Here is a 25411-nt window from a genome sequence, read left to right on the forward strand (position 1 = left end):
CTGCCTTTCGTTGTCGCGGGCTCGCCTGCTCGACGGGTTTTTCGGCACTTTTGCCCGTGAGGCGTTAGAACTTGCGATAGATAAAGCTATCCGGGATGGGAGCCGCGGCGTTTTCCTGCGCTATTGCTGTTACCATATCGCGGAGCGGTGAGCGTACACAGACCGGATCGGTCGCGCTCGCATTACCGGCCAGCGCCATCGCCTGACAGCGACAGCCGCCAAAATCTATCGTCTTGCGCTCACAACTCCGGCAGAGGTCGGGCATCCAGTCATCCCCACGATAGGCATTGAATGCCTCGCCGTCATACCAGATATCGGCCAGCCCCTTGTCGCGAATATTGTCGAAGCGCAGCGAAGGAATTGTTTCTGCCGCATGGCAGGGCAGCACGCGCCCATCGGGCGTGACATTCAGGCCAACCCGGCCCCAACCGCCCATGCAGGCTTTCGGATAGGACGAATAATAATCAGCCGGAACATAGTCGATCACCAGCCAGCCTTCGAGACGCTTGCGCGCTTCAGCGACAGTCTGGTTGGCTTTGACGACTTGTTCGCGGGTCGGCAAAAGCGCTGCCTTGTTCTTCTCCGCCCAGCCGTGAAACTGCACGGTTGCAATTTCGATGCGGCGCGCGCCGAGTTTCAGGGCGAACTCGAGCATCGCATCAAGCTGGTCCATGTTCTGCTTGTGGCAGACGGCATTGACGGTAAGCGGGATGCCCGCCGTCGTGACCCAATTGGCCACGGCCATCTTGCGTTCGAACCCACCTTTATATCCGCCGATACGGTCTGCCGATGCTGCATCGGTTCCTTGTATGGAAAGTTGCACATGGTCGAGGCCTGCCTGTCCAAGCGCCTCTATACGCGTTTGCGTGAGGCCGACGCCCGAGGTGATCAGATTGGTGTAGAGCCCAAGCTCGACGGCAGCCTCGGTCAGATCGAGAAGGTCCCGCCGTGCCGCCGGTTCTCCACCCGACAGATGCAGGTGTAATACTCCCATTTTCGCGGCCTGCCGAAAGACCTCTATCCACTCTTCCGTGGAAAGTTCCTGTTTTGCGCCAATCAGTTCCAGCGGGTTGGAGCAATAAGGACAGGCAAGGGGGCAGCGATGCGTCAACTCGGCAAGCAGAGCCATTGGCGGCGGTGTCAGCCGCTTCAGCTTTGCTTCCTGAATTGCCAGATTCATGTCTGGACCTCGATCATGCGGCGGTTGGCGAGTTCCTGAACGAAGACCAGCACATCGCTGCCGACCTGTTCGCGTGGCGCATTGAATTCCAACGCGAAAGCATCGCAAATCGCATCGATGCTGCGTACACCGTCAAGCGCCTTCACGATCAGGATCGCCATGTCATCAAGCGCCATGGCGCGCTCGGGCGCTAGAAGCACGGTTTGTCCGCGCACGTCATCGACGCGCAGTCTCACGCCACGCGCAAGCGTAACGATATCGGCCGGTTTGATGGTGACGCTGCCTGGCTCGCTCATGCGGAAACCTTCTTTTCTGCCAGAGCCTTGTCCCAATCGGCATTCACGCCTTGTCTGCCGTCCCATGCGCCGGGTGGGATCATGCCGGGGGCCACATAGGCCGCATAAAGCGCATCAAGCTGCGCCCACAGCACATCGGTTTTGAAGGTCAGGGCAGCGGCGACGGCATCCTGCTTTTCCAGAGTGTCGGCGTGTTCCAGCACATAGGCAAGACCATATTCGACATCAACCGGCGCTTCATTGAGCCTTTGGCGGAAATAGGACAGCGCCTCCTCGTCGGCGAAGGCATAATGCTTCAGGAGGCCCGCAATGCGGTCCTTGTGGATTTTGGGTGCGAAGAGTTCAGTCAGGGAGGACGCAACTGCGTCCAGAAGCGGCTTGTCACGGACATAGTGCACATAAGCACCGACCGCAAAGCGTGTTCCCGCCAGAATGCCCTTGCCGGACGCCACATAGTCGGGATCAAGGCCGACGGCTTCGGCCAGCTTGAGCCAGCGCCGGATGCCGCCGCCTTCATGGGTGCCGCCGTCGTGGTCTTCGATCCGCGAACGCCAGGCGCGACGCATGTCCACATCCTCGCAGCGCGAAAGAAATGCTGCATCCTTCATGGGAATGCTGCTTTGATAGCAATAGCGATTGATAACCCAGGCGCGCACTTCCGTAATGGTGCATTCGCCGCCATGCAGCCGGATATGGAACGGATGCTTGTCGTGATAGCGCTCGTGACCGATGGCCAGAAGGCGGGCGTGGAATGCCTCCTTATCGGCAGTGTCTTTCATAGAGCGATCTCCTTGCCGTCAAAGGCGATTTCAAATCCGCTGTCTTCGACCAGCCTCCGTTCGGGACCGTTACGCCAGACCGGGTTTGTATTATTGATATGGACATATATTTTGCGATCCACAGCAACATCGGCGAGCGCTTTCAGGCTGCCATCGTCGCCGGACATTGAAATATGTCCCATGCGTTGGCCGGTCTTGATGCCGGTGCCCGATTGGATCATCTCGTCATCGCTGAAAAGCGTGCCGTCGAAATAGAGAATATCGGCGCCGCTGATCCGCGCCTTGAGGTCGTCGCGCACCACAGCGCAACCCGGAATGTAATAGATCCGGTGCCTGACCGTGATGAGTTCGACGCCCACTGTCTGCTCGCCCTCAAGCGCCGTGTCCGGGTTTTCGCCTTCCATGAAGAGCGGTACTTTTCCGGGCACGGAAAACAACCGCGCCTCGATGCCGGGAACCAGCATGAAGGGTTCATTCAGCGTCACGATTTCCTGTGTTACAAAAGCTGGATCAAGCGCGTTGAAAATCGGGTTCCCGGCGAGGATATCGCGAATAGCGGCAGTCATCACCAGCCGGAATGACTGCTTCTCCCGCAGCGTTAAAAGACCGGCCATGTGATCGATATCGCCATTTGTCAGGAGAACAGTCTTGATAGGACTGTCACGCAACGCTCGCGGATGCAGTGCGGCTGTGTTGATGAGCTGCTGGCGTATATCGGGTGATGCATTGAGCAGCGCCCAGCTGTCACCGTCCGATGAGACAGCCAGCGATGATTGGGTCTGCTGCGCAATTCCACCCGGAAGACCCAATCGCGCCAGACGGCAGTTTTCGCAGCCGCAATTCCATTGCGGGAGACCGCCGCCGGCGGCGGCCCCGATCACGATTGCGCGGAACTCCGTCATAAAACTGTTGACGCGTCTCGGGCGGCGTTTCAGAACAGGATCGGTTGGTCACCGTCTGCCGGTGCATAGCGATTGATTTCCATGCCGCAGCTAACTTCGATGAACTTCGGTGCATGCCAGGACAGAGAATTTGTCATGAGGCTTCTCCTTGGTTGGACGAATGATAACATTGTACCAACTATAAACTAGGAAGAGCCGCGTCGTTGGGTGGGCCAGCCCCGCCGCAATTTTTGCGAAATCATGCGAGGCTGCCCGGCTCGCCCTTCTTGTGCTTGATGGGCGCATTGCCGTGAATGAGTTCACGCCCGGCATAAAGGCCGCCGGTCACTTCGATTGTAAGGCGGTCGCCGTCACGACGGCGCACATCTTCCATGACACGCTGGCGTTCCTCGTCATCCACGTCGAGCAGTTCCAGCGCTTTTTCGCCAAGTGCGAGCGCCGATTCAAAGGTTTCCCGGATTTGATATTCCACACCGGCATGGATCAGTTCGATGGCATGTTCGCGATCGAACGAGCGCGCCAATACCGGAACGAGCGGAAACTCCGCCTTCACGAGTTCGGCGATCTTGAGGCTCGCCTCGCGGTCATCGACGCCGATGACGATCAGTCGCGCATCATGCGCACCTGCCGCATGCAGAATGTCTAGGCGGGAGCCGTCGCCGAAATAGACCTTGAAGCCGAAGTCGCGCGCATTGCGGATGGCGTCGGTGCTGGTTTCTATGATGGAAATCGAACAGCTGTTTCCAAGAAGCGGCTGGCTGACAATCTGTCCGAAACGTCCAAAGCCGATCAAGAGGACGCTGGCCGACAGATTGTCCGCCGTCTCCACATCTTCCATAGAAGGCGCGGGTTTTGGCATCAGCCGGTCATGCAGAATGATCATGATTGGGGTGAGCGCCATGGAGACGATGATCGTCGCCGTCAGGATGGCATTGGCCTCGGCATCGATGATGTTGACCGCAGTGGCGGCGGCATAAAGGACAAAGGCAAATTCGCCCCCCTGCGCCATCAGCACGGCACGCTCGACAGCTTCGCGGTTACTGGCGCGAAACAGGCGGGCGACGGCGTAAATTCCGATCATTTTCAAGAGCATATAGGCAATGACGGCCACAATGATGAGTTGCCAGCTTGCAGCGATCACCGCAAGGTCGAGCGACATGCCGACGCCGAGGAAGAACAGACCGAGAAGCACGCCGCGAAACGGCTCCACATCCGCTTCAAGCTGATGACGGAATGAGGATTCCGACAGCAGCACGCCAGCAAGAAATGCGCCCATCGCCATGGATAGTCCGCCAAGCTGCATGGCAAGTGCCGCACCCAATACGACGAAAAGTGCCGCCGCCGTCATGACTTCGCGTGCTTTGGCCTTGCCGAGAATGCGGAACAGGGGATCAAGCAGATAGCGACCTGCCAGTACCAGACCGGCGATGGACGCAAGCCCGATGGCGACGCCGGTCAGGCGGTCAGCGATTGTGGTTTCTTCGCCGCCCGGCGCCAGAAATACAACCAGCGCCAGAAGCGGCACGATGGCGAGGTCTTCAAGCAGCAGGATTGCGACGATGCGGCGTCCTTTCGGTAGGCCCAGGGCGCGGCGTTCCTCCAGCATTTGCATGACAATTGCGGTGGAGGTGAGCACAAAACCGGTGCCCGCGACAAAGCTTTGCGCGATAGGATAACCAAGCGCAAGGCCGACGACGGTGAGAAGGCCAATGCAAAGCGCAACCTGCGCCAAACCAAGGCCGAAGATTTCGCCGCGCATCGACCACAGACGCGAAGGCTGCATTTCCAGTCCGATGATGAACAGGAACATGACGACACCGAGTTCTGCAACATGCAGGATCGCCTGCGGATCAGAAAACAGTCCAATGCCGAACGGTCCGATGACCAGTCCGGCTGCGAGATAGCCGAGCACCGAGCCGAGGCCGAGCCGTTTGAACAAAGGCACTGCGATGACGGCTGCGCCCAAAAGCACGACGATGGGAACAAGATCGAAGCCGCCGTGATGCGCAGCCTCCGCGGCATGGGTTGCAGTTTCAGCGACGGCCATTGGCTATTTCCTTGCCAGTTGCCAGCATCAAGCGTGGCGAAAATGTGGGGAAGAGCAAAGATTACAAGAAGAATCGGATGTTTCGAAGCAAATGTACAGGTTGCCATGGAGATGAGCGAGTCTCGCCCTGTTACGCGCAAAAGCAAATATTGCTTCTCCAGGGTCTATTGAAATTGTTTTTTATGATATCCATGTAGTTTGAGCACGCTAGAGGAAGCGGGCAATGGGGAAGTCCGTCGCAAGGCGGCTTTGCGTCTATTTTGGGAGGACATATGCGTAGGTTTATTCTGGCCGTTACGTCGGTCGCTGCATTGGCGCTCGCTGGTTCGGCTTCGGCGGAAGATTACAAACTGCTTGCGCCTGCTGCGCCGGGCGGCGGTTGGGACCAGACGGCACGCACCATGCAGAGCGTGCTGCAAGACGAGAAGATTTCCAGCAGCGTACAGGTCATTAACGTGCCGGGTGCAGGCGGCACCATCGGTCTGGCGCAGTTCGTCAATCAGAACAAGGGCGATGCCAGCCAGCTGATCGTCGGCGGTTATGTGATGGTCGGCGCGATCCTGACCAACAAGTCGCCGGTGACGCTCGATCAGGTGACGCCGATTGCGCGCCTGACGGGCGAATATGAAGCGATCGTGGTTCCGGCTGCATCCGATATTCAGAATCTCGGCGATCTCGTCGCCAAGCTGAAGGCTGATCCGGGTTCTGTTTCCTGGGGGGGCGGGTCGGCCGGCGGCACCGATCACATCACGGCTGGCCTTTTCGCCAAGGCAGCGGGTGTCGATCCGACCAAGGTCAACTACATTGCGTTTTCGGGCGGCGGTGAAGCTCTCGCGGCAATTCTCGGCAATCAGGTGACGGTCGGCATTTCCGGTTACGGCGAGTTCGACTCGCAGATCAAGGCTGGCACACTGCGTATCATCGGCATTTCCAGCGATCATCGCGTGGATGGCATCGATGCGCCAACCTTCAAGGAAGGCGGCGTAGATGTGTCCATCCAGAACTGGCGTATGGTCGCAGCCGCTCCGGGCATCACTGCTGAACAGGAAGCCGCCATCAACGCGGATGTCGAGAAGCTGGTGAAATCTGAATCCTGGCAGAAGGCGCTGAAGGATAAGGGCTGGGCGGATACCTATCTCGCTGGTCCGGCCTTCAAGGAGCAGCTCGCCAAGGATGTGGCTGCGACCGAAACGATCCTCAAGGAAATCGGCCTCGTCAAATGACAGGATCTCAACAGCAGGAAGAGCGTCGCCCTGAAGGGGCGACGCCGGATTTTGCCGCTCTTGTCATCGCTTTCATTCTTGGTGCCGTCGCCGTCGCCATTGCGTGGTCTACGGCTTACGGCAATGATGTGACGAGCTATTCGCCAGTTGGCCCGAAGACCGTTCCTTATGTCGTTGCAGCCGGATTGTTCGGCCTTGCGATCTGGACGGTTATCGAAGCGCTTCGCGGTGATTTTCCCGAAAGAGAGCATCAGGAAATTGCCCCCATGGCGTGGATCATCGGCGGTCTGGCTATCCAGATGCTGACGATGAAGACTGCCGGGTTTTCGCTCGCCACCGGCTTGCTGTTCGCGGCAACGGCGCGCGGCTTTGGCTATCGCAAGTTCTGGATCAGCGTTCCGGCAGGCATCGTCTTTGCCTTCGTGATCTGGTTCATTTTCGCGCGTGGTCTTCAGCTGTCGCTGCCGTCCGGCTGGCTTGAACGTTTCGTCTAACGGGAAGAGCATATTATGGATACTGTAGTACTTCTCGCCAATGGACTGCTGGTAGCGCTGGAGCCATCGAACCTTCTCTACGCGCTGATTGGCGTGACGCTTGGCACGGCGGTCGGCGTTCTACCGGGCATCGGCCCGGCGCTGACGGTCGCGCTTCTGCTGCCCGTCACCTATAAGCTGGACCCGTCCGGCTCCCTCATCATGTTTGCCGGTATTTATTACGGCGGCATGTATGGCGGATCGACCACGTCCATTCTTCTCAATACGCCGGGTGAAAGCGCCTCCATTGTCACGGCGCTGGAAGGCAACAAAATGGCAAGGGCCGGGCGCGGCGGTCCAGCTTTGGCCACGGCTGCCATTGGCTCCTTCGTTGCGGGTCTCATCGCCACGCTGGCGCTTGCCTTCGTCGCGCCATGGGTGGTGAAATTTGCACTGTCCTTCGGCCCATCCGAATATTTCGCGCTGATGCTGCTTGCCTTCATGACCGTCTCGGCGGCTTTCGGCGATTCAACCCTTCGCGGTCTCACATCTTTGTTCATCGGGCTTGCGCTCGGCCTGATCGGTATCGATCAGTTGTCAGGACAGGCGCGGCTTGTCATGGGCACGCCGAACCTGCTCGACGGCATCAATGTCACGACGCTGGCGGTGGCCCTGTTCGCCATCGGTGAAACACTGGCGGTCGTGTCGAAGAAGCTTGGCCCCGACGATGAAGTCATCGCGGTCAAGGGTTCGGTCTGGATGACCAAGAACGACTGGAAACGCTCGTGGATGCCGTGGTTGCGCGGCACGGCCATCGGCTTCCCGATTGGCGCGATGCCCGCGGGCGGCGCGGATGTGTCGAGCTTCCTGTCCTATTCGGCGGAACGCCAGTTCTCCAAACACCCGGAAGAATTCGGCAAGGGCGCAATCGAAGGCGTGGCCGGGCCGGAGGCCGCCAACAATGCCTCCGCCGCCGGTACGCTTGTACCGCTTCTGACGCTCGGTCTGCCGACCACGGCGACAGCGGCGATCATGCTGGCCGGTTTCCAGCAGTTCGGCTTGCAGCCGGGGCCGCTTCTCTTCGTGACCAATGCCTCACTGGTCTGGGGACTGGTAGCAAGCTTGCTCGTTGCCAATCTGATGCTGCTCATCTTGAACCTGCCGCTGATCGGCCTGTGGGTGAAGATGCTCACCATCCCGCGCCATTGGCTTTATGCGGGCATTCTGGTCTTCGCGACGCTCGGCACGATTGGCGCCAATGCCTCAACATCGATGTTGTTCGGGCTGCCGGTTTCCTTCGAACTAGGCCTGCTTTTGGCATTCGGTCTTCTCGGATACGTGCTGCGACGCTTTTCCTATCCGATTGCGCCTGTGGTCGTTGGCCTGATCCTCGGGCCGATGGCGGAGAAGAGCCTTCGTCAGGCATTGCAGATCAGCCAGGGCAACCCGATGGCGCTTGTCCATTCGTGGGTGTCGGTCGTGCTGATCGCGCTTGCAATCGCGGCTGTCGTGGTGCCGATGATCATGCGACAGCGCGGCAAAGGTGCTCTGTTGGCGCAGATGGCAACCGACGAAGACTGATGAAAACAAAACAGCCCCGGTTTTGCCGGGGCTGTCCATAACGCGGATACTGATTACTCTTTACACGAATATTATCCGTGGATTTCGCGGAACTGCTTTGCATCGATGCCGAGCGTCTCAAGGTCTTTCGCAGCAGGTTGATGACCAACCCGCATTGCAGCAGAAGCGCGGACAGCGCTGCCAAATTGCGCGAATGCACGACCGAAACGATTGTTAAAACGGGCAAACATTTTCATCTCCATTACGGACAGTTTCTTCGTCCGTGATTGTTAGATGGCGATGGAAAGGCCGGTTTTGAATAGAATTCCTTGCATGTCTGCCATGCAGCAAGCGCATGTGGCAGCCATCGCGATCAGGCGATGGCTTTTTCCTGCCCGATATCGGCTTTCATGCGATTGCGGCCAATCGGCAGCATCATCGGCCGACCGGAAGTGGGATCATTGATGATACGGCTTTCGAGGCCAAAGACCTCTGTAACCATCTTTTCGGTTAGCACGTCTTGCGGCGCGCCGGCCATATGCAGACGACCGCCGTTCATCGCTACGAGAAAATCGGCATAGCGTGCAGCAAGGTTGAGATCGTGCAGCACCATGACGATGGTTGTGCCTCGTTCCCGATTTAGGTCTGTCAGAAGATCGAGAACCTCGACCTGATGGGCGATGTCGAGAAAGGTCGTCGGTTCGTCTAGGAGCAGAACTTCGGTCTGCTGCGCCAAGGCCATGGCGATCCAGACGCGCTGACGCTGGCCACCGGACAGTTCATCGACGGACCGTTCGGCAAGCGTTGCGGTTTGGGTCGCGTTCAGGGCTGCGGCGACAGCCTCATCATCTTCACGTGTCCAGCGCGCAAACATCTTCTGATGCGGGTTGCGACCGCGGCTGACAAGGTCGGCAACAGTAATGCCCTCTGGCGCGATCGGCGATTGCGGGAGCAGCCCCAGGGTTCGCGCCAACTCACGGGAGGGGATTTTGTGAATGGATTTTCCGTCGAGAAGCACCTGTCCCTTGCGCGGTGCAAGCAGTCTCGACATGGTACGCAGCAGGGTGGACTTGCCGCAAGCATTCGCGCCGACGATCACCGTGATCTTGCCGGACGGCACATCCAGATCGAGATCGTTCAGAATGAGCGTGTCGTCATATCCCGACGAAAGCTGGTTTATGGCGAGACTATGCGTGGTCATAGCGAACCTCCAGTCCGGTTGACGCGTATGATGAGGAAGATCAGGTAAGGCGCGCCGAGTGCGCCGGTGACGACGCCTACGGGATATCGGCTTGGTAGCAGGTATTGTCCGCTATAGTCGCCGACCAACACAAGCGCGGCTCCGATGAGTGCTGACGGGATTAGTAGCGAGCCGTTATTGCCGATGATGCGCGCAGCAATTGGCCCGGACAAAAAGGCTACGAAAGCAATGGGTCCTGTAACAGCCGTCGCGAAAGAAATCATACCAACGGCTGCGATGATGACGATGATGCGGGTTGTGGCGACGCGTGTGCCAAGTGCTGCGGCAGTATCGTCGCCCAATCGTAGCGCCTCCAGATCGCGGCTGCGGCTCAACAACAGGCCACCGAAAACGCAAAGAGCCAGAAGCAGCGGCAGTGTCTGGTCCAGACGGGCACCGTTGACGCTGCCCGTCAGCCAGCGCATCGCTTCCTGAAGGTTCCACGCTGGAGCGCTGGAGAGGATGTAGGCGATGAAGCTCTCCAGCATCGCCGAAACGCCGATGCCGACAAGGATCAGCCGAGTACCGGCAACACCGTTTCGAAACGACAGGCCATAGACCAGCAAGGCAACACCCAAGCCTGCGATCACAGCGAAGATGGAAACCGCCGGGCCGCTCATGGAAAGCACAACGATGGCAAAAACGGCAGCTGCACTTGCACCGGAACTGATCCCGATAATGTCGGGGCTCGCCAGCGGATTGCGCAGCATGATCTGAAAGGCAACGCCTCCCAGTCCGAAGCTCAATCCGGCCAGAACCGCAAGGACTGCACGTGGCAGGCGCAGCTGGCCGACCGTAAAGTTTGCACCCTGCACATGTTCGCCGAGCAATACGCGCACCACGTCGGATGGCGGCGTAAAGGACTGACCGAGCATCAGCGCCAGCGCGAAAAACGCGGCGAGCAGCACCAGCAATAAGGCGAGAATGGCGGCGCGCTTTCGGGCGCGCAAGCGACGGTTTTGCGCAATGATGGCTACGGTCGGCGATACCATGGTCACAGCTCCCGCACCCGTTGACGTCGCACGATCCAGATGAAGAACGGCGCACCGACAAAAGCCGTGACAATGCCGACATCAAGTTCCGCCGGGCGTGCGACAAGGCGACCAGCCACATCTGCGCCAACCAGCAGGCACGCGCCGATCAGGGCAGAAAAGGGCAGGAGCCAGCGGTGATCGACACCGACAAGCAGGCGGCAGAGATGCGGAACAATGAGGCCGACAAAGCCGATGGGACCGCAGATGGCGGTTGTCGCGCCGCACAGAAGGATTGCACCGAGCGCCGCCATGGCGCGCGCGACAGCAACATTTTCGCCAAGGCCAGCGGCAAGCTCGTCGCCGAGCGCCAGTGAATTGAGTTTACGCGCCGACAAAAGGCTGACGAGAAAGCCGACAGCGAGAAAAGGCAGGACATGGGAAATTCGGTCGAATGTTGCTCCGCCGACCCCGCCGATCTGCCAGGACCGTATACCACCTGCTATGTCGTTACGGGGGAGCACGACGGCAATTACCATCGACGAGAACGCGACGGATGTGGCAGCCCCGGCGAGCGCGAGTTTGAGCGGTGTCGCACCACCGCGACCGAGCGAGCCGATCGTATACACGAACGTGGCTGCACATCCCGCACCGAGAATGGCGGCCCAGATGAAGGCTTGCGATGATGCTATGTTAAACCATGCAACACCAATGACCACGGCAAGGGAAGCACCCATATTGACGCCCAGTATGCCCGGATCCGCGAGCGGATTGCGTGTCACACCTTGCATAACCGCTCCGGACAGTCCAAGCGCTGCGCCAGCCAGAAGGGCAAGAAAGGTACGCGGAATTCGAAGTGACACCGCCGCCTGACCGATTGTATCAACCTGACCGCCGAGCGCCGCAACTATGTCTGCCCAACTCACGTTGCGGGTGCCTAGCGAAACCGACAGGAAGCAAAGAAGGGCAAGGCAGGCGATGACGACCACCAGCCACATTGCTCTTGTGCGATGCGTTTTGCCGAATTGCGGTTTGTAAGGGGCGATCTGGCTGCTGTGGGCTGTCATTTCGTCTTGTCAGCCGCCTGCGCAAGCAAGCCGACATAATCCTTCAGTACCCAGGAGATCGAGAGCGGCGTGGGATTTGCCGCCGTGCCGAGCGGGTTCCTGCCGAGCATGACGATAGCGTTGTTGGCGACCACCGGCATTTTGGCCATCAGCGGATTGTTTTTCATGGCATTGTATAATTCTTCACTGCCATAGGTAACGACGATGTCGACATCATCGAATGCATCGATCTGTTCGGCGCTGACGGAGCCGGAAAACTGGCCGGGCTTGGATGCATCGACAACGCTCTTGGGAGATACCAGTCCGAGATCGTTGAAGAACCGCACCCGTGTATCGTTCGTCGTGTAGAAATTGATCGTGCTGAGGTCTGTCGCGTCGAGATGGGTGACGAACATCGCCGCTTTGCCTTTGAGATGCGGATAGGCAGTCACAGCATCGGCAATTTCACTGTCGATTTTCCTGATGAGCGCTTCACCCTCGGCAGCCATGCCCATGCCCGCGCTGTTCAGGCGGATCATGTCGCGCCAGTCCGTGGACCATGGCGCTTCCGGATAGGCCACGACGGGCGCGATCTGGCTCAGCGTATCGTAATCCGACTGGCTCAGGCCCGAATAGGAAGCGAGGATGACATCAGGCTTGGTTTCCGCCACGGCTTCGAAATCGATACCATCGCCCTCATCGAACAGGACAGGCTTTTCCGCGCCCAGTTCTTTCAGTCGTTTTTCAACCCATGGCAACATGCCATCGCCATTGTCATCGCCGAAATTCGCCGCCGCAAAGCCAACCGGCACCACGCCTAAAGCCAGGGGTACTTCATGGTTCGCCCATGCGACGGTCGCTATTCGCTTCGGCTTCTCGGGGATGGTGGTCGTGCCGAAAGCATGTTTGATCACAATGGGATAGGTCTGGCTTTCGTCGGCTGAAGCAGAACCGCCCGCCACCATTATCATGCAAAATATAACGAGAAGCGATGCGACGAACATCAGCGGTGAGCGAATGAACCGCAACATGGGCGCATTCTCCTTGCTTTCAGGTTCTTTAAAAGTGGCCTTTTACTCTCAGGTTAAATATACGCCGTCAAGTGCGACCCGGGAGGCTTGACCGAAGCGATATGAAATATCCGTGGCTTTTTACAAAAAAACCGGTTTTTACAATACTGGACAATGTTTATCAAGTTAATGCCCTTTTGACGCTGTCGGTCAAGTTGGCCGCCTTTTTTCGCATAACCGGATTCTGGAACGTGAGCATGAACATCGCAAAGACATTGGATAACAACAGGCAAACCAGAATCCGTTACCGCAACGCCGCTTTGTTGGGCTGTACGGCGCTGGCGCTCATCATGCCGGGCGTGGCTTCCGCTCAGGATGCGGCGAAGACGTCTGGTTCTACGACTGTTCTTCAGACCATTACCGTCGACGGCGCGGGCGGAAGCGATGACGATTCCAAGTCCATCGTTGCGCGCAAGACGACAATCGGCGGCAAAATTCCAGCCGAAATCCTCGATACGCCCGCATCGGTCTCCGTAATCACGGCGAAGGAGATTCAGGACCGCAATGCTCAAACTGTTGAGCAGGTGCTGCAATATACCTCAGGCGTCAACACCGACTTCTACGGCTCAGACGACCGCTTCGACTATTTCAAGATTCGTGGTTTCGACGCTTATACCTATCGTGACGGACTGGTCATTGGACGGCCTTTTGGCGGCATTCGCGAGGAACCATTCGCTTATGAGCGTGTGGAAGTTCTGAAAGGATCGAACTCGTCTGGCTTCGGCGTTTCCCAACCGGGCGGTGCCGTGAATTATGTCACCAAGCGCCCGAGAAGCGAGCGCTTCGGGGAAGCATATATCACTGGCGGCTCTTTCGAACATAAGGAAGTCGGCGTTGATTTTGGCGACAATATCACCCAGGACGACACGCTTTCCTACCGTTTCACCGGCAAATTTCAGGATGCCAACGCCGAATATGACTATTCGCGCAATGACGATAAATTCGTCATGGGCGGCCTGACCTGGCGCCCCGACGCGGCCACCAGTCTGACCGTGGTTTACGATCACCTGTACAGGAACGGTACACCCGGCGGCGGCGGCCATCCCATCGGCACGGATTTCAGCCGTAGCCGCTTTTTCGGCGAGCCGGACTATAATTTCCGCGGTACGAAGCGAAACGCGCTGAGTGCCATGTTCGATCATGACTTCGGCAATGGTTTGAGCTTCAGCTCCAATGCGCGTTACAGCAAAACGGACAGCGATTTCGGTTATGCCTATATTGGCGGTACACCCACTGATGGTTCGACCATTGCGGATCGCTATTTCTTCGGCAATGAAAGCTCCAGCGAACAATTCATCATCGACTCGCATTTTCTATATGAAGCGAATTTCGATAATGTCGAAAGCCGCACATTGGTGGGGCTAGAGTATAATAATTATAAGTCGAGCGATGCCACATCGTGGGGAGCGGCTCCCGGCATTGACTGGACAAACCCCGTTTACACAGGCGGGCCGCTATCAACCGCGCCTTATACGAGCACGCGAGACAAGCAGAAGACGACGGGGCTTTATCTACAGCAGGATCTGGTCTTCTACGATAAGCTGATCTTCTCCATGGGGCTGCGCAATGACTGGCTGGACCTCACCGAGGAAAACCGGCTGACAAGCGTGACTGATAAAGGCGATCATAGCGATTTTAGCAAGCGCTTCGGTCTGACCTATCGCATTACGGACGAAGTCGCGACCTATGTAAGCTACGCGGAATCCGTCGCACCGACTGAAGTCGGCGTCGAGCCCACAACCGGCAAGCAGTACGAAATTGGCGTCAAATATCAGCCGGATGCATTTCCGGCGCTGTTCAGCGCTGCGATCTACGACCTGACGAAGGAAAACTTCACCGTCTATGACAGCGTGACTTATCTGCCTTCCAGCGTCGAGAAAGTGCGGCATCGCGGTGTCGATCTTGAGGCCAAGGCGGAAGTTGCGCGTAACATCAATGTAATCGCCGCCTATAGCTATATCGACTCCAAGATCGAAGAACCGGGCGGCATTTACGACGGCAATCGCCTTGCAATGGTTCCAAAACACATGGCGTCCATCTGGGGCACCTATACGCTGGAAGGCGAAGGTGCGCGTGGCGACATGACCTTCGGCCTCGGCGCGCGCTACATCGGCTCATATTATCTGGGCAATGCGAATAACCCGACACCAAAAATAGGCATGGGCGAGTCCAGCGTCGTGGTCGATGCCTCGTTCAGCTACAACATCAAAGAAAACACCACGCTTCAGGTAAATGCGAGCAATCTGTTCGATGAGAAGCATGTCGCCAACGGCGGTTCCGGTGCGTATTTCTACAATCCGGGCCGTGAGATCACGGCAACGCTTCGTCAGACCTGGTGAGACCCGGCCTTATCGGCGCTGCTGCAAACGGCGCCAAGCAGCCGGGGTCTCGCCGACAATCTGTCGGAAAGCTTTGGTGAGATGTGCCTGATCGGTAAAGCCAAGTTGAGCAGCCACAGCTGCGACCGTCACATTGCCGCCGATCAGCAGGTCCTGCGCGAGATCAATGCGTTTGCCGAGCTGCCATTGCAAAGGGGTCTTTCCGGTCGTCTGCTTGAAGACGTTGGAAAACCAGCTTTCGGAGAGCCCTACAGTCGCGGCCATTTCAGCAACGCTGAGCCGTCCGTCGCCGCATGCATTGAAACGGGCATGAAGTTTGTTCATCTGGGCCTGGGTGAGACGGCCATAACTATGACCGCTATCGTCCGCAGAGATATCGAGCAGACTGGCCAGAATGCTGCCGACAAGGCTTTCCGCGAACAGGGCATGTTTGGTGGGGTTAGCCGTTTCATCCACCAGTAGTCTGGCCAGCGTTTCGACCGCTCCGATGTCCTGAATTTCCGCCGGACTTCGCAAGGCCGTCATTGCAGCGGAAGTGCCTACCGCCGGTGTCAGGAATTTGAGCAGCCGATCTTTATGAAAGTGCAGGTTCAGATGGGAGAAACGGTGCATCGAGACCGTTTTCGTCCAAAGCGGCAGACCTGCCGGTAGATAGATGGCACGCATCATCGGACGGTAATGCTGTTTGAGCGTGCTTTGCATATTGGATATGCTGATGTTCGACGACACATCGTTGAAGAAGATCATGATGCGCGGGTCGTCGGACAGGAAATAGCCTGTGGCGCCGGTCTGGCTTTCTGCTTCCCAAAACGCGCTGACCAGACCGTCGAACACACGCCATTTGACCGGAGCGACCACCCGAATGCCTTCTGCGTGCCAGGTCATGGAATGCCAGAAGCTCAATGTCGGAATCGTTCCTCTTAACCGCGATAAAGGTGCTTTTCCAAAGGGGCAGAAATGCTTTCGGGATATCCTGCCGTCAGGAAAAAGCCAGCACACCCCAATTTAATATGAGTATATTTATCATGTTTCAGCATCGTGGCAACTGAATAATCAAAGCCTGCCACGTTTGCGCTGATGACAATAGCTATGAGACGCTATTGCGGCGGGTTTTCTTCAACCAGAGCCGGGGTTGGGTCGGACGTGGCGACCGCGGGTGGTCCTTCGACGCCGCGCTGGCGTTCGCGGATGAATGTGAACATCCCCGAGATGACGATCAAAACGATACCGATCAGCATCGCCACATCGATATGGTCGTGGAAGACGAAATAGCCAAACAGGATCGCCCAAATCATCTGGCTATATTGCGGTGAGGCAATCGCACTGGCGGGCGCGTGATGTGCCGCCAGCATCAGCAGAATATTGGCGAGCGCTGCCAGTAGGCCATATCCTGCAAGATAGACCCATTGCATCGTATCCGGGGCCTGATAGGTTGGGAGCATCAGCGCTCCGCAAATCACGATGGGGCCGATAAGCCCGCTTGTATAGAGCGAAATGCGCTTTTCCTTTTTGCCCATCACACGGAAAATGATGATGCCGACCGCACCACCCATACCGGCGGCGAGGGCACCGAGATGGCCGATGGACAATTCACGGAAACCGGGGCGCAGGACCACCATAACACCCGCAAAGCCGATGGCGACCGCCAGCCAGCGCCGCCAGCCGACCTGCTCCTTGAGGAACACGACGGACAATATGGTGACGAATACGGGCAACAGGAAAATCAGTGCGAAGGCTTCCGCCATGGAAAGATGTGTAAAGGCGGTAACGCTGCCTACGGTTCCCATCGTTGTCGTGACCATGCGCAGAAGCCACATCTTCACATTGGTGGTTCGAAACATGTCGATCCAGCTCTCACCGGCTTTCTTGGTGAAGGGAACGGCAAGCAAACCAAGCACAGCACCGAAGAATGCGGTTTCGTAGGCAGATAGCGAGCCGTCAATAAACTTGACGCAGGCGTCGCTGATAGCGAATGCAGCATAGGAAGCAAACGCGAGGAAAATTCCGTAAAGCATGACTATGTCCGTAAAGACGGGTCCGAAACCGCCGAGGCCGAAAGAGAGAGGGGAGGAGGCTCTTTTCCGATCCTCTAATCGATTGGAGACACATTGGCAAAAGACATTTTAGTAAAACCATGGCTGGGCCAGTATAAATCGACAGGCGCGATTTCGACTTTTTCAAGGCTCAGAGCTCCCGCGAAAACGCATGCCTCATTTGCAATCATATCCGTGGTGGAAATTTAGACAAACGCCTATTTCATGCTCATCCAAACGAGGAGAGAGCAAATGAACATTCGTCAGAAATTCCAGCAATATGTATCCCGTCGCCGTGCAGTTCGTGAACTCGGTGCAATGGACGACCATCTTCTTGCCGACATCGGCGTTTCGCGTTCGCAGATCCAGAGCGCCGTCTTCGGTCGTTAAGTGCTTATGGAGAGTCTTTCGAAGGACCACCCATCGAGTATAACTGAAATAAAGTGATAAAGCGTCGGTCTCCAGTCCCGGCGCTTTTGCTTTTTCTGCATTTCTATTAAGTATTTTAGCGATTTCTTTCTTGATCAGCGCATTCCAGCTGACAACCTTTTTCTCCGATTCATTGAAGATTTGAACTTGCCAGCGCGCGAGATGGCTGTCACATGTCTGTCGCTTCCTTGTGGGATTAGTTCTATTTTTGCCGGTTTTTTCGAGATTCTTTTGCATTTGGGACAATTCTGATCCCGTTTTGAGACAAGTTCGAATTGTTTCTTACGCTGCCCCTCATATACTCAATCTCGTGGGGGCAGATGATGAAGAGCATTTCAAGGTTGAGATGTTCAGGCTTTGGGTGCTTCTTCATCGTCGCTCTCTTTTCAGAGCAATGACTATTCAAACGATTATTACAGCGGCTTAGCCGTAATATTGTGTGCAAACATCTATACTGAGACTGGCATCCTTGCGCATCGGGCGATCAGATTGCTAACTGATCGCCCGATGACACAAACGTTCGCAAGAGGATGGGGCTCGCAAGATGATAGATCTCTTATGGCGCGGTATCCTGATTGGGATTGGTGCGACGGTCGTGATGGATATCTGGGCGATCGTGCTGGCTGCCATACCGGGACAGTCGGCTCCAAACTGGGGGCGGGTTGGTCGCTGGTTCTGGCACTTACGCGAAGGCCAGATTTTTCATGACGACATCGGCAAGGCTACGCCCTATAAGCACGAAGTCGCGCTTGGTTGGATCGGCCATTATGGTGTCGGCATTCTTTATGGCGTGATTTTCGCTTTTTATGGCGGGGCTGAATGGTTCGCAGACCCTGTCTTTCTCCCCGTCTGGATCTTCGGCATATTAACGGTCGCCGCTGGTTGGTTTCTGTTGCAGCCGGGGCTTGGAATCGGTTGGGCAGCATCCCGTTTGCCGAATGCGCGTCATGTCCGTATTATGAACCTCGTCGCACATACGTTTTTTGCGCTCGGCATGTATGCGACTGCGCTTTTGCTGAAAAGCGTTTTCTAATCAACAGGTTGAAAACTGCGCCCGCCCGCCGAGGTGGGCGCTTTTTTTGAAGCACTTTCAAATATTTCCCCGCAAATGGGGAACTGGCGTTCGGGGACAAGTCAGTCCACACTTCATCAAGTCAATAAATAGGCATTCTCAAGGCAGAATTGTGTGCAGATCGTGTAGAGAACTGTGCATTGCCTGCAATGAGGTGTATGGGGAACCAGTCCGTCCGTGCACAATGCGGCGGCGTCTAACATTTCGGCAATCCCGATGGGTTGCTCCATTCTGTATTTCGTGGCGGCGCAGCAGATCTGTCCGTGGCGGAATTGGCGTGGGCACCCGAGAAACGGGCCTACTTGCCTCGGAGGAACGATGCTCGAAAAGCTGTTCAAGTTACAGGAACACGGCACCAACGCGCGGACGGAAATCATCGCCGGCGTGACGACCTTCCTGACGATGTCTTACATCATCTTCGTCAACCCGGATATCCTGTCCACCACGGGCATGGATAAAAGCGCTGTTTTTGTGGCGACCTGTCTCGCCGCTGCGCTCGGCTCGATCATCATGGCGCTTGTCGCCAACTGGCCGATCGGCATGGCGCCCGGCATGGGCCTCAACGCATTCTTCGCGTTCACAGTGGTTGGAGCCATGGGCTTCAGCTGGCAGCAGGCGCTCGGAGCTGTTTTCATTTCCGGCGTCATCTTCCTCCTTCTGACGGTAACGGGTATCCGCCGCTGGCTGGTGGAAGGCATTCCGCATTCGCTTCGAAGCGCTATTGCAGCCGGTATCGGTATGTTCCTGGCGCTCATCGGCCTTAAAACCGCAGGCGTTGTGGTCGGTAATGAAGCAACGCTCGTCGGCCTTGGCGATTTGACCAAAGCCGGTACGCTGCTTGCTATCGCGGGTTTCTTCATTATCGCGGTTCTGGATGCGCTCAAGGTTCGCGGTTCGATCCTGATCGGCATTCTGGTGATTACGATTGCGTCGATAGCGCTTGGCATCAGCCAGTTCAACGGCGTGTTCTCCGCCCCGCCAAGCCTTGCGCCGACCTTCCTGCAGCTCGACGTTATGGGCGCGCTCCATACCGGCATTCTGCACGTGATCCTGGTCTTCGTGCTGGTGGAAGTTTTCGACGCCACGGGAACGCTGATCGGCGTCGCCAAGCGTGGCGGCCTGATCGAACCGGGCAAGCCGAACCGTCTCGGTCGCGCGCTCTTTGCCGACAGCACGGCCATTCTCGGCGGCTCGCTTTTGGGCACCTCATCTACAACGGCTTATGTCGAAAGCGCCTCCGGCGTGCAGGCAGGCGGTCGCACCGGTCTTACGGCTCTGGTCGTCGCGCTGCTGTTTCTGGCTGCCCTGTTTATTTCGCCGCTTGCCGGTTCGGTCCCTGCTTACGCAACCGCACCAGCGCTGATCTATGTTGCCTGCCTCATGATGCGCGAACTGACCGAAATCGAATGGCACGACATTACGGAAGCAACGCCTGCTGCGCTTACCGCACTGGCTATTCCGCTGACCTATTCGATTGCCAATGGTCTTGCCTTCGGCTTCATCAGCTATGTCGTGCTCAAGGCCTTTACGGGCAAGGCGCGTGAGGTTCACCTTGCAACCTGGCTGGTCGCGGCCCTGTTCGTGATCCGCTTCGCGTTCTTCGCGGAATAGTCGTGGAACGCCGGGCGTTCGCGCCCGGCGTATTTCCGATAAGAGATGAGGAGAGAGCCTTTGCAGTCGAACGATCTGAAACTTCTGGAACGACTGATCGAAGTCCTTGAGAACAATATCATCCCGCTGACGGAAAAAGGCGTTGCCGCTGGCAACAAGATTTTCGGTGCAGCGCTGCTGCAAAAGTCCGATCTTTCACTCGTTCTGGCGGAAACCAACAATGAGACGGAAAACCCGCTTTGGCATGGTGAAGTACACACGCTGAAGCGCTTTTATGAAATGCCGGAAAAGGGCAGACCGAACACCAGGGATATGGTGTTCTTTTCAACCCATGAGCCATGCTCGATGTGCCTTTCGGCCATCACCTGGAGCGGCTTCGACAATTTCTATTATCTGTTCAGCCATGAAGATTCGCGCGATGCGTTTTCCATCCCGCACGATCTGAAAATTCTCAAGGAAGTCTTCACGTTGGAGCCGGGCGGTTATAATCGCGACAATGCCTTCTGGCATAGCCATTCCCTGCCCAAGCTGGTCGCAGCTCTGCCGGAGCCTGATCGTTCGCGGCTTGAAAAGCGTCTTGATGCCATTCGCGCCAAATACGACGCGATGTCCGGCGCATATCAGTCCCAGAAGGATGGTAACGCGATCCCGCTCAATTGAGCCACATTATTTTAACTGAAGCTTGACAGGTCGACGGGTTACGCGGCACATCGCTCGCGTTGCGTGATCCGTTTTGTTTTTGCGAAGATCTTTTGACTTCGCATGCCGATGCCAGCGTGTCGGCGAGCCTGTGAGGATATTGATGCTGCGTATAATTGTAATGGGCGTTTCGGGGTCCGGAAAGTCCACTGTCGGCGAGAAGATTGCTGCCGAATTGCAGTTGCCCTTTCTGGAAGGGGATTCGCTACACCCCAAGGCTAATGTCGATAAAATGTCGGCGGGCATTCCGCTTCAGGATGAAGATCGCTGGCCGTGGCTGGACAAGATCGGCGAACAGCTGGCCGCAGCAAATGATGGCATAGTCGTTTCCTGTTCGGCGCTGAAAGCAGTCTATCGGGATCGTTTGCGCGCCGCTGCCGGCGCGCCGGTTCTGATTATCTTCCTCGATGGAACGTTCGAAGTTCTTCATGAGCATATGGGGCATCGGACAGGCCATTTCATGCCGGTCGCCATGCTCGAAAGCCAGATCGCAACGCTGGAAAGCCCGTTGGGTGAGCCGCTTGTTTTTCGGGCCGATGTGGCCGATACCGTCGAGAAGATCGTGGCGGAAAGCCTCGCCTGGATATTCGCGCGCAGAAGCTTTAGCTGAGCGGCCAGAAGAACATCAGTGTCGGCACAGTCACGATGGCGATGATGATAGAAAGCGGCAGTCCAAGACGCGGGTAATCGCTGAATTTGTAACCGCCCGGTCCCATAACCAGTGTGTTGCACTGATGGCCGATGGGCGTGAGGAAATCGCACCCCGCGCCGATGGCGACCGCCATCAAAAAAGCTTCCGGCTTGAAACCAAGGCCAGCGGCAAAGCTGGTCGCAATGGGCGCCATGACCAGAACCGTGGCTGCATTGTTGAGAAACGGCGTTACCATCATCGCGGCCACCAGTATCAGCGCCAGCGCACCAGCGGGTGGTAGCTGGTGGCCTAGGGTGGCAAGCGCTTCCGCAATTAGATCCGTGCCGCCTGTGGTTCTCAGCGCGTCCGAAACCGGTATCAGTGCGGCCAGCATCACCAGAATTGGGCCGTCGATCTCGTCATAGACTTCGTTGAGTGGGATCACCTTGAACAGCAGCATCGCAACCGCAGCTGCGAAAAACGCCACGGCAACCGGCACGAGGCTGAAAGCGGTTGCGCCGATGGCGACAATCAGAATTGCCAGCGGTATCATGCTCTTGCGGACATTTCCAAGCATCAGCTTGCGCCGCGCCAAGGGCAAAAGTTCGAATTCGGGCAGGAAGGTGGATAGGCTGGCCTGTCTGCCTTGCAGTACCAGCACGTCACCAAAGCGTAGGCGCACTTCGCTCAATCGTTCCGTGATGCGTTCGCCCGGACGGCTGACGGCGAGAAGATTGACGTCATAGCGCGCATAAACCTCCAGCCGCTGCGCCGATAGATCGACAAGATGCGATTTCTTGCCAAAAACCGCCTCTACCACCTCGATATCAGTGGATCCGCTCGTGTCGTTCGGATCGCGATTTTCCGAGAGCGTGAGCTTTCCGGCGCTGACGACCGTATCCAGCGCTTTCGGGTCGCCTTCCAGCATGACGATATCGTCTTCGGCAAGGACCGTGTCGGGCAGGGGCGTAATGCGCCCTTCCTTGCGGATAATGGCTGTGACCATGGCTTCGCCTTCGGCGGGGCGAATAAGTTCTGATATCTGCTTGCCGACCAGCGGAGAGGATTTAGAAACGCGGGCTTCCGAAGCGTAGTTCTTGATCTTGATGGCTTCGTTAAGCGAAACATTTTCACGGGTGCGTTGCGGCACCAGCCAGTAGAAGCACACGAGATAGACAAGACCGACAGCCGCAAGCACAGCGCCGACCGGCGTGAAATCGAACATGGTAAAAGGCTCGCCGACCATCTCGCCACGAATGCGCGAAACGACGATGTTGGGCGAGGTGCCCACTTGCGTCATCAGCCCGCCGAGCAGCGCGCCGAAGGCCATCGGCATCAGAAATGTCGAGGGCGAGACATTGGAGCGGCGGGCAAACTGAAACGCGACAGGAATCATGATCGCCAGCGCGCCGACATTTTTCACGAAAGCCGAAAGGACCGTCACGATGGCGACCAACACGGCAAGCTGCAATCGAACGCTGTTCATTTCCGGCAAAAACCGCTGGACGGCGAGCTGCATCAGACCGGAACGCGCAACGCCCGCGCTAACGACAAGTGCGCTGCCCACAATGATGACGATGTCGTCACTGAAACCACTGAACGCCTGATCATAGGGGACGACACCGACCGCGACGGCGAGCAGAAGCGCGCAAAGCGCTACAACGTCATATCGAAACTTGCCCCAGATAAATGCCCCCATCATGAGTATGATCACAGTGAAGGACAGTATCTGTTGATGAGTCATTCAGCACGCATTCCAGAAATGAGAAAATTATTCCTGTTCTGTGTAACGCATAAAATTTCAAACGGAAATTGATTATTCAGGCAGTGCAAATATTGCGCGCTGCAGAAAACAGGTCGTCTTGCGCTCTGGTTGCAGAGCGCAAGACTGTTCCAATCAGTCACCGATACGGCGGCCATTCGCATCGAAAAGATGCACGTTCTGGGCCGAAGCGCCGACCTTCACGACTTCATCGATTGCGTGACCCGAGCGTCCGGCTACGCGGAAGACCAGCGGTTTTCCATCGGAAAGCGAACCATGGATAAAGCTTTCCGCGCCGACCAGCTCAATCGCGTCGATGCGCACATCGGCGTTGAAACCGTCTGCTGCCGGTTCCCCCGCTTCGATGATGCGCATGTCTTCCGGACGTACCCCGAGCGTGAAACTGCTCGACGGGACGCTAATGGCGCTGCCCGGCTGCCAGAGCGTGCTTACGCCGCTTTCCAGCAAGTTCATCGACGGCGAACCGATGAAGGTCGCAACGAAGGTCGAGGCAGGCTTCTCGTAAAGCTCAATGGGCGTGCCAACCTGCTCGATATTCCCGGCATTCAGCACCACGAGACGGTCAGCCATGGTCATGGCTTCCATCTGGTCATGGGTCACATAGACACTAGTCGTGCCGAGCGAGCGCTGCAGACGCTTGATCTCGACGCGCATCTGCACCCGCAACTTGGCATCGAGATTAGACAGCGGTTCATCGAACAGGAATGCCGCCGGTTCGCGCACAATGGCGCGGCCCATGGCGACACGCTGGCGCTGCCCGCCCGAAAGCTGGCGCGGCTTGCGGTCCAGAAACTGCTCGATCTCCAGCGCCTTGGCAGCCTTGGCGATCCGGTGTTCGATCTCGTCTTTCGGCGTTTTGCGGTTTCTCAAGCCATAGGCGAGGTTGTCGCGCACAGTCATATGCGGGTAGAGCGCATAGTTCTGGAACACCATGGCGATGTCGCGCTCAGCTGGTTCGACATCGTTGACCACTCGGTCGCCAATGGCAATCGTGCCGCCGGTGATGCCTTCCAGTCCTGCAATCATGCGCAGAAGCGTGGACTTGCCGCAGCCGGACGGGCCGACGAGAACGACAAATTCGCCATCCTGAATATCCAGTGAAACGCCTTTGATGACTTCAATATTGCCGCCATAGCTCTTGCGGACATTATCAAGAACGATCTTGCTCATTATTTTTCCGTTTCCACGAGACCTTTGACGAACCAGCGCTGCATCAGCACGACAACGAGGATCGGCGGGATGATGGCCAGAATTGCCGTTACCATGACATAGTTCCACGGGGTGGAAGCGTCGGCCCAATCGACCATGCGGCGCAGGCCGATGATGATGGTGTTCATTTTCGCGTCATTGGTCACGAGCAGCGGCCAGAGATACTGGGTCCATCCGTAAATGAAGAGAATGACGAAAAGCGCCGCGATATTCGTTTTCGACAGCGGCAGGAGAATATCGCGCATGAACCGGAACGGCCCTGCATTGTCGATACGAGCGGCTTCGACCAGTTCTCCTGGAATGGTGAGAAAGAACTGCCGGAACAGGAATGTCGCGGTCGCCGATGCCATCAGAGGCAGTGTCAGCCCTGCATATGTATCGATCATGCCGAGATCGACGATGACCTTGTAGGTCGGCAGGATGCGCACTTCGACCGGCAGCATCAGCGTCACAAAAATCATCCAGAAGAAGAACATGCGCAGCGGAAAGCGGAAGAAGACAATCGCAAAAGCCGACATGAACGAGATGATGATCTTGCCGATGGCAATCGCCATCGCGACGACGAACGAGTTCCACAGCAGCCTTTCAAGGCTGACGCCGACAACGCGCTCCACGCCGCCGAATATGGCGTCGTTATAGTTCTCGACAAGGTGATTGCCGGGCAGGAGAGAGATCGGCGGACGGATGATTTCCGAAGAACTCATCGTCGAGGCGACGAAGGTGTAATAAATCGGAAAGGCGACGATGATGATCCCGATGATCAGGATCAGATGGCCAATCAGATTGGAGATGGGGCGTTTTTCGATCATGACCGCCTC

25 protein-coding genes are annotated in these 25411 nt (G+C 56.9%); 9 read left to right on the top strand and 16 right to left on the bottom strand.

Translation table 11 applies throughout. The annotated features are described in order from the left end of the window. Positions 1-64 precede the first annotated feature (64 nt). From pqqE to JAU75_RS10785, 6 genes are all read right to left on the bottom strand, one after another. The gene (pqqE, locus tag JAU75_RS10760) at positions 65-1180 is read right to left on the bottom strand and encodes a pyrroloquinoline quinone biosynthesis protein PqqE (RefSeq protein WP_199056522.1); all 1116 of its coding nucleotides are present in this window, start codon (positions 1178-1180) and stop codon (positions 65-67) included. Further along, positions 1177-1476, bottom strand: coding sequence for a pyrroloquinoline quinone biosynthesis peptide chaperone PqqD (pqqD, locus tag JAU75_RS10765; RefSeq protein ID WP_199056523.1), 300 nt, complete (start codon positions 1474-1476; stop codon positions 1177-1179). Before pqqD ends, pqqE begins: the two co-directional genes overlap by 4 nt. After that, complete coding sequence (gene pqqC / locus JAU75_RS10770) at positions 1473-2255, bottom strand: pyrroloquinoline-quinone synthase PqqC (protein ID WP_199056524.1); 783 nt, start codon at positions 2253-2255, stop codon at positions 1473-1475. Before pqqC ends, pqqD begins: the two co-directional genes overlap by 4 nt. Beyond that, the gene (gene pqqB / locus JAU75_RS10775) at positions 2252-3157 is read right to left on the bottom strand and encodes a pyrroloquinoline quinone biosynthesis protein PqqB (RefSeq protein WP_199056525.1); all 906 of its coding nucleotides are present in this window, start codon (positions 3155-3157) and stop codon (positions 2252-2254) included. The genes pqqC and pqqB overlap by 4 nt, the downstream gene beginning before the upstream one ends. Positions 3158-3186: 29 nt before the next feature. Next, positions 3187-3282, bottom strand: coding sequence for a pyrroloquinoline quinone precursor peptide PqqA (gene pqqA, locus JAU75_RS10780; protein WP_199056581.1), 96 nt, complete (start codon positions 3280-3282; stop codon positions 3187-3189). Between the two features lie 113 nt (positions 3283-3395). Then, entirely contained in the window at positions 3396-5204 is a 1809-nt protein-coding gene (locus JAU75_RS10785; RefSeq protein ID WP_199056526.1) for a monovalent cation:proton antiporter-2 (CPA2) family protein, read from the bottom strand. A gap of 272 nt (positions 5205-5476) precedes the next feature. Between JAU75_RS10785 and JAU75_RS10790 the strand changes: the two genes are divergently transcribed. From JAU75_RS10790 to JAU75_RS10800, 3 genes are read left to right on the top strand one after another with little or no spacing between them, the layout of a single operon-like run. Continuing rightward, entirely contained in the window at positions 5477-6427 is a 951-nt protein-coding gene (locus tag JAU75_RS10790) for a tripartite tricarboxylate transporter substrate binding protein (protein WP_199056527.1), read from the top strand. Beyond that, on the top strand, positions 6424-6921 hold the full coding sequence (locus tag JAU75_RS10795) for a tripartite tricarboxylate transporter TctB family protein (protein WP_199056528.1): 498 nt from the start codon (positions 6424-6426) through the stop codon (positions 6919-6921). The genes JAU75_RS10790 and JAU75_RS10795 overlap by 4 nt, the downstream gene beginning before the upstream one ends. Positions 6922-6936: 15 nt before the next feature. Then, the gene (locus tag JAU75_RS10800; protein ID WP_199056529.1) at positions 6937-8481 is read left to right on the top strand and encodes a tripartite tricarboxylate transporter permease; all 1545 of its coding nucleotides are present in this window, start codon (positions 6937-6939) and stop codon (positions 8479-8481) included. Between the two features lie 71 nt (positions 8482-8552). Here the strand turns inward: JAU75_RS10800 and JAU75_RS10805 are convergent, their stop codons facing one another. The 5 genes from JAU75_RS10805 to JAU75_RS10825 form a co-directional block, all read right to left on the bottom strand. After that, a complete protein-coding gene (locus JAU75_RS10805; protein WP_162762585.1) occupies positions 8553-8711 on the bottom strand; it encodes a hypothetical protein in 159 nt (52 codons plus the stop codon). Positions 8712-8833: 122 nt separating this feature from the next. Then, the gene (locus JAU75_RS10810) at positions 8834-9661 is read right to left on the bottom strand and encodes an ABC transporter ATP-binding protein (protein ID WP_199056530.1); all 828 of its coding nucleotides are present in this window, start codon (positions 9659-9661) and stop codon (positions 8834-8836) included. Continuing rightward, complete coding sequence (locus tag JAU75_RS10815) at positions 9658-10692, bottom strand: iron ABC transporter permease (protein ID WP_199056531.1); 1035 nt, start codon at positions 10690-10692, stop codon at positions 9658-9660. The genes JAU75_RS10810 and JAU75_RS10815 overlap by 4 nt, the downstream gene beginning before the upstream one ends. Before the next feature lie 2 nt (positions 10693-10694). Beyond that, positions 10695-11738, bottom strand: coding sequence for an iron ABC transporter permease (locus tag JAU75_RS10820; protein ID WP_199056532.1), 1044 nt, complete (start codon positions 11736-11738; stop codon positions 10695-10697). Further along, the gene (locus JAU75_RS10825) at positions 11735-12688 is read right to left on the bottom strand and encodes an iron-siderophore ABC transporter substrate-binding protein (protein WP_371836156.1); all 954 of its coding nucleotides are present in this window, start codon (positions 12686-12688) and stop codon (positions 11735-11737) included. Before JAU75_RS10825 ends, JAU75_RS10820 begins: the two co-directional genes overlap by 4 nt. A 296-nt stretch (positions 12689-12984) precedes the next feature. On the opposite strand from JAU75_RS10825, the gene JAU75_RS10830 reads away from it, so the two are divergent. After that, positions 12985-15126, top strand: a complete 2142-nt coding sequence (locus tag JAU75_RS10830; protein WP_199056534.1) for a TonB-dependent siderophore receptor — start codon at positions 12985-12987, stop codon at positions 15124-15126. Positions 15127-15135: 9 nt separating this feature from the next. Here JAU75_RS10830 and JAU75_RS10835 read toward each other — a convergent pair whose 3' ends face one another. Both JAU75_RS10835 and JAU75_RS10840 read right to left on the bottom strand, forming a co-directional pair. Then, complete coding sequence (locus JAU75_RS10835) at positions 15136-16029, bottom strand: AraC family transcriptional regulator (protein ID WP_199056535.1); 894 nt, start codon at positions 16027-16029, stop codon at positions 15136-15138. 194 nt (positions 16030-16223) lie between these two features. After that, positions 16224-17141: a DMT family transporter gene (locus JAU75_RS10840; RefSeq protein WP_199056536.1), complete on the bottom strand. Its 918-nt coding sequence runs from the start codon at positions 17139-17141 to the stop codon at positions 16224-16226. Positions 17142-17411: 270 nt separating this feature from the next. Between JAU75_RS10840 and JAU75_RS10845 the strand changes: the two genes are divergently transcribed. From JAU75_RS10845 to JAU75_RS10865, 5 genes are all read left to right on the top strand, one after another. Beyond that, a complete protein-coding gene (locus JAU75_RS10845) occupies positions 17412-17549 on the top strand; it encodes a DUF1127 domain-containing protein (protein ID WP_078336882.1) in 138 nt (45 codons plus the stop codon). Between the two features lie 583 nt (positions 17550-18132). Beyond that, positions 18133-18621 (top strand): DUF2938 domain-containing protein, encoded by a 489-nt coding sequence (locus tag JAU75_RS10850; RefSeq protein ID WP_199056537.1) that lies wholly within the window; start codon positions 18133-18135, stop codon positions 18619-18621. A gap of 357 nt (positions 18622-18978) precedes the next feature. Next, positions 18979-20271, top strand: coding sequence for an NCS2 family permease (locus JAU75_RS10855; RefSeq protein ID WP_199056538.1), 1293 nt, complete (start codon positions 18979-18981; stop codon positions 20269-20271). A gap of 45 nt (positions 20272-20316) precedes the next feature. Continuing rightward, positions 20317-20931: a deaminase gene (locus JAU75_RS10860; protein WP_371836151.1), complete on the top strand. Its 615-nt coding sequence runs from the start codon at positions 20317-20319 to the stop codon at positions 20929-20931. A 142-nt stretch (positions 20932-21073) separates the two neighbouring features. Then, on the top strand, positions 21074-21580 hold the full coding sequence (locus JAU75_RS10865; protein ID WP_199056539.1) for a gluconokinase: 507 nt from the start codon (positions 21074-21076) through the stop codon (positions 21578-21580). Here JAU75_RS10865 and JAU75_RS10870 read toward each other — a convergent pair. The 3 genes from JAU75_RS10870 to ugpE form a co-directional block, all read right to left on the bottom strand. After that, on the bottom strand, positions 21573-23345 hold the full coding sequence (locus tag JAU75_RS10870) for an SLC13 family permease (RefSeq protein WP_199056540.1): 1773 nt from the start codon (positions 23343-23345) through the stop codon (positions 21573-21575). The two genes, JAU75_RS10865 and JAU75_RS10870, sit on opposite strands and share 8 nt — an antisense overlap. Positions 23346-23498: 153 nt before the next feature. Next, positions 23499-24554 carry a sn-glycerol-3-phosphate import ATP-binding protein UgpC gene (locus JAU75_RS10875; protein ID WP_199056541.1) on the bottom strand — a complete coding sequence of 352 codons (1056 nt, stop codon included), beginning with the start codon at positions 24552-24554 and terminating at the stop codon, positions 23499-23501. Beyond that, complete coding sequence (gene ugpE, locus JAU75_RS10880; protein ID WP_199056542.1) at positions 24554-25402, bottom strand: sn-glycerol-3-phosphate ABC transporter permease UgpE; 849 nt, start codon at positions 25400-25402, stop codon at positions 24554-24556. The genes JAU75_RS10875 and ugpE overlap by 1 nt, the downstream gene beginning before the upstream one ends. Positions 25403-25411 lie beyond the last annotated feature (9 nt).

Origin of the sequence: Ochrobactrum sp. Q0168 (genome assembly GCF_016427605.1) — a bacterium.
Taxonomy (GTDB): domain Bacteria; phylum Pseudomonadota; class Alphaproteobacteria; order Rhizobiales; family Rhizobiaceae; genus Brucella.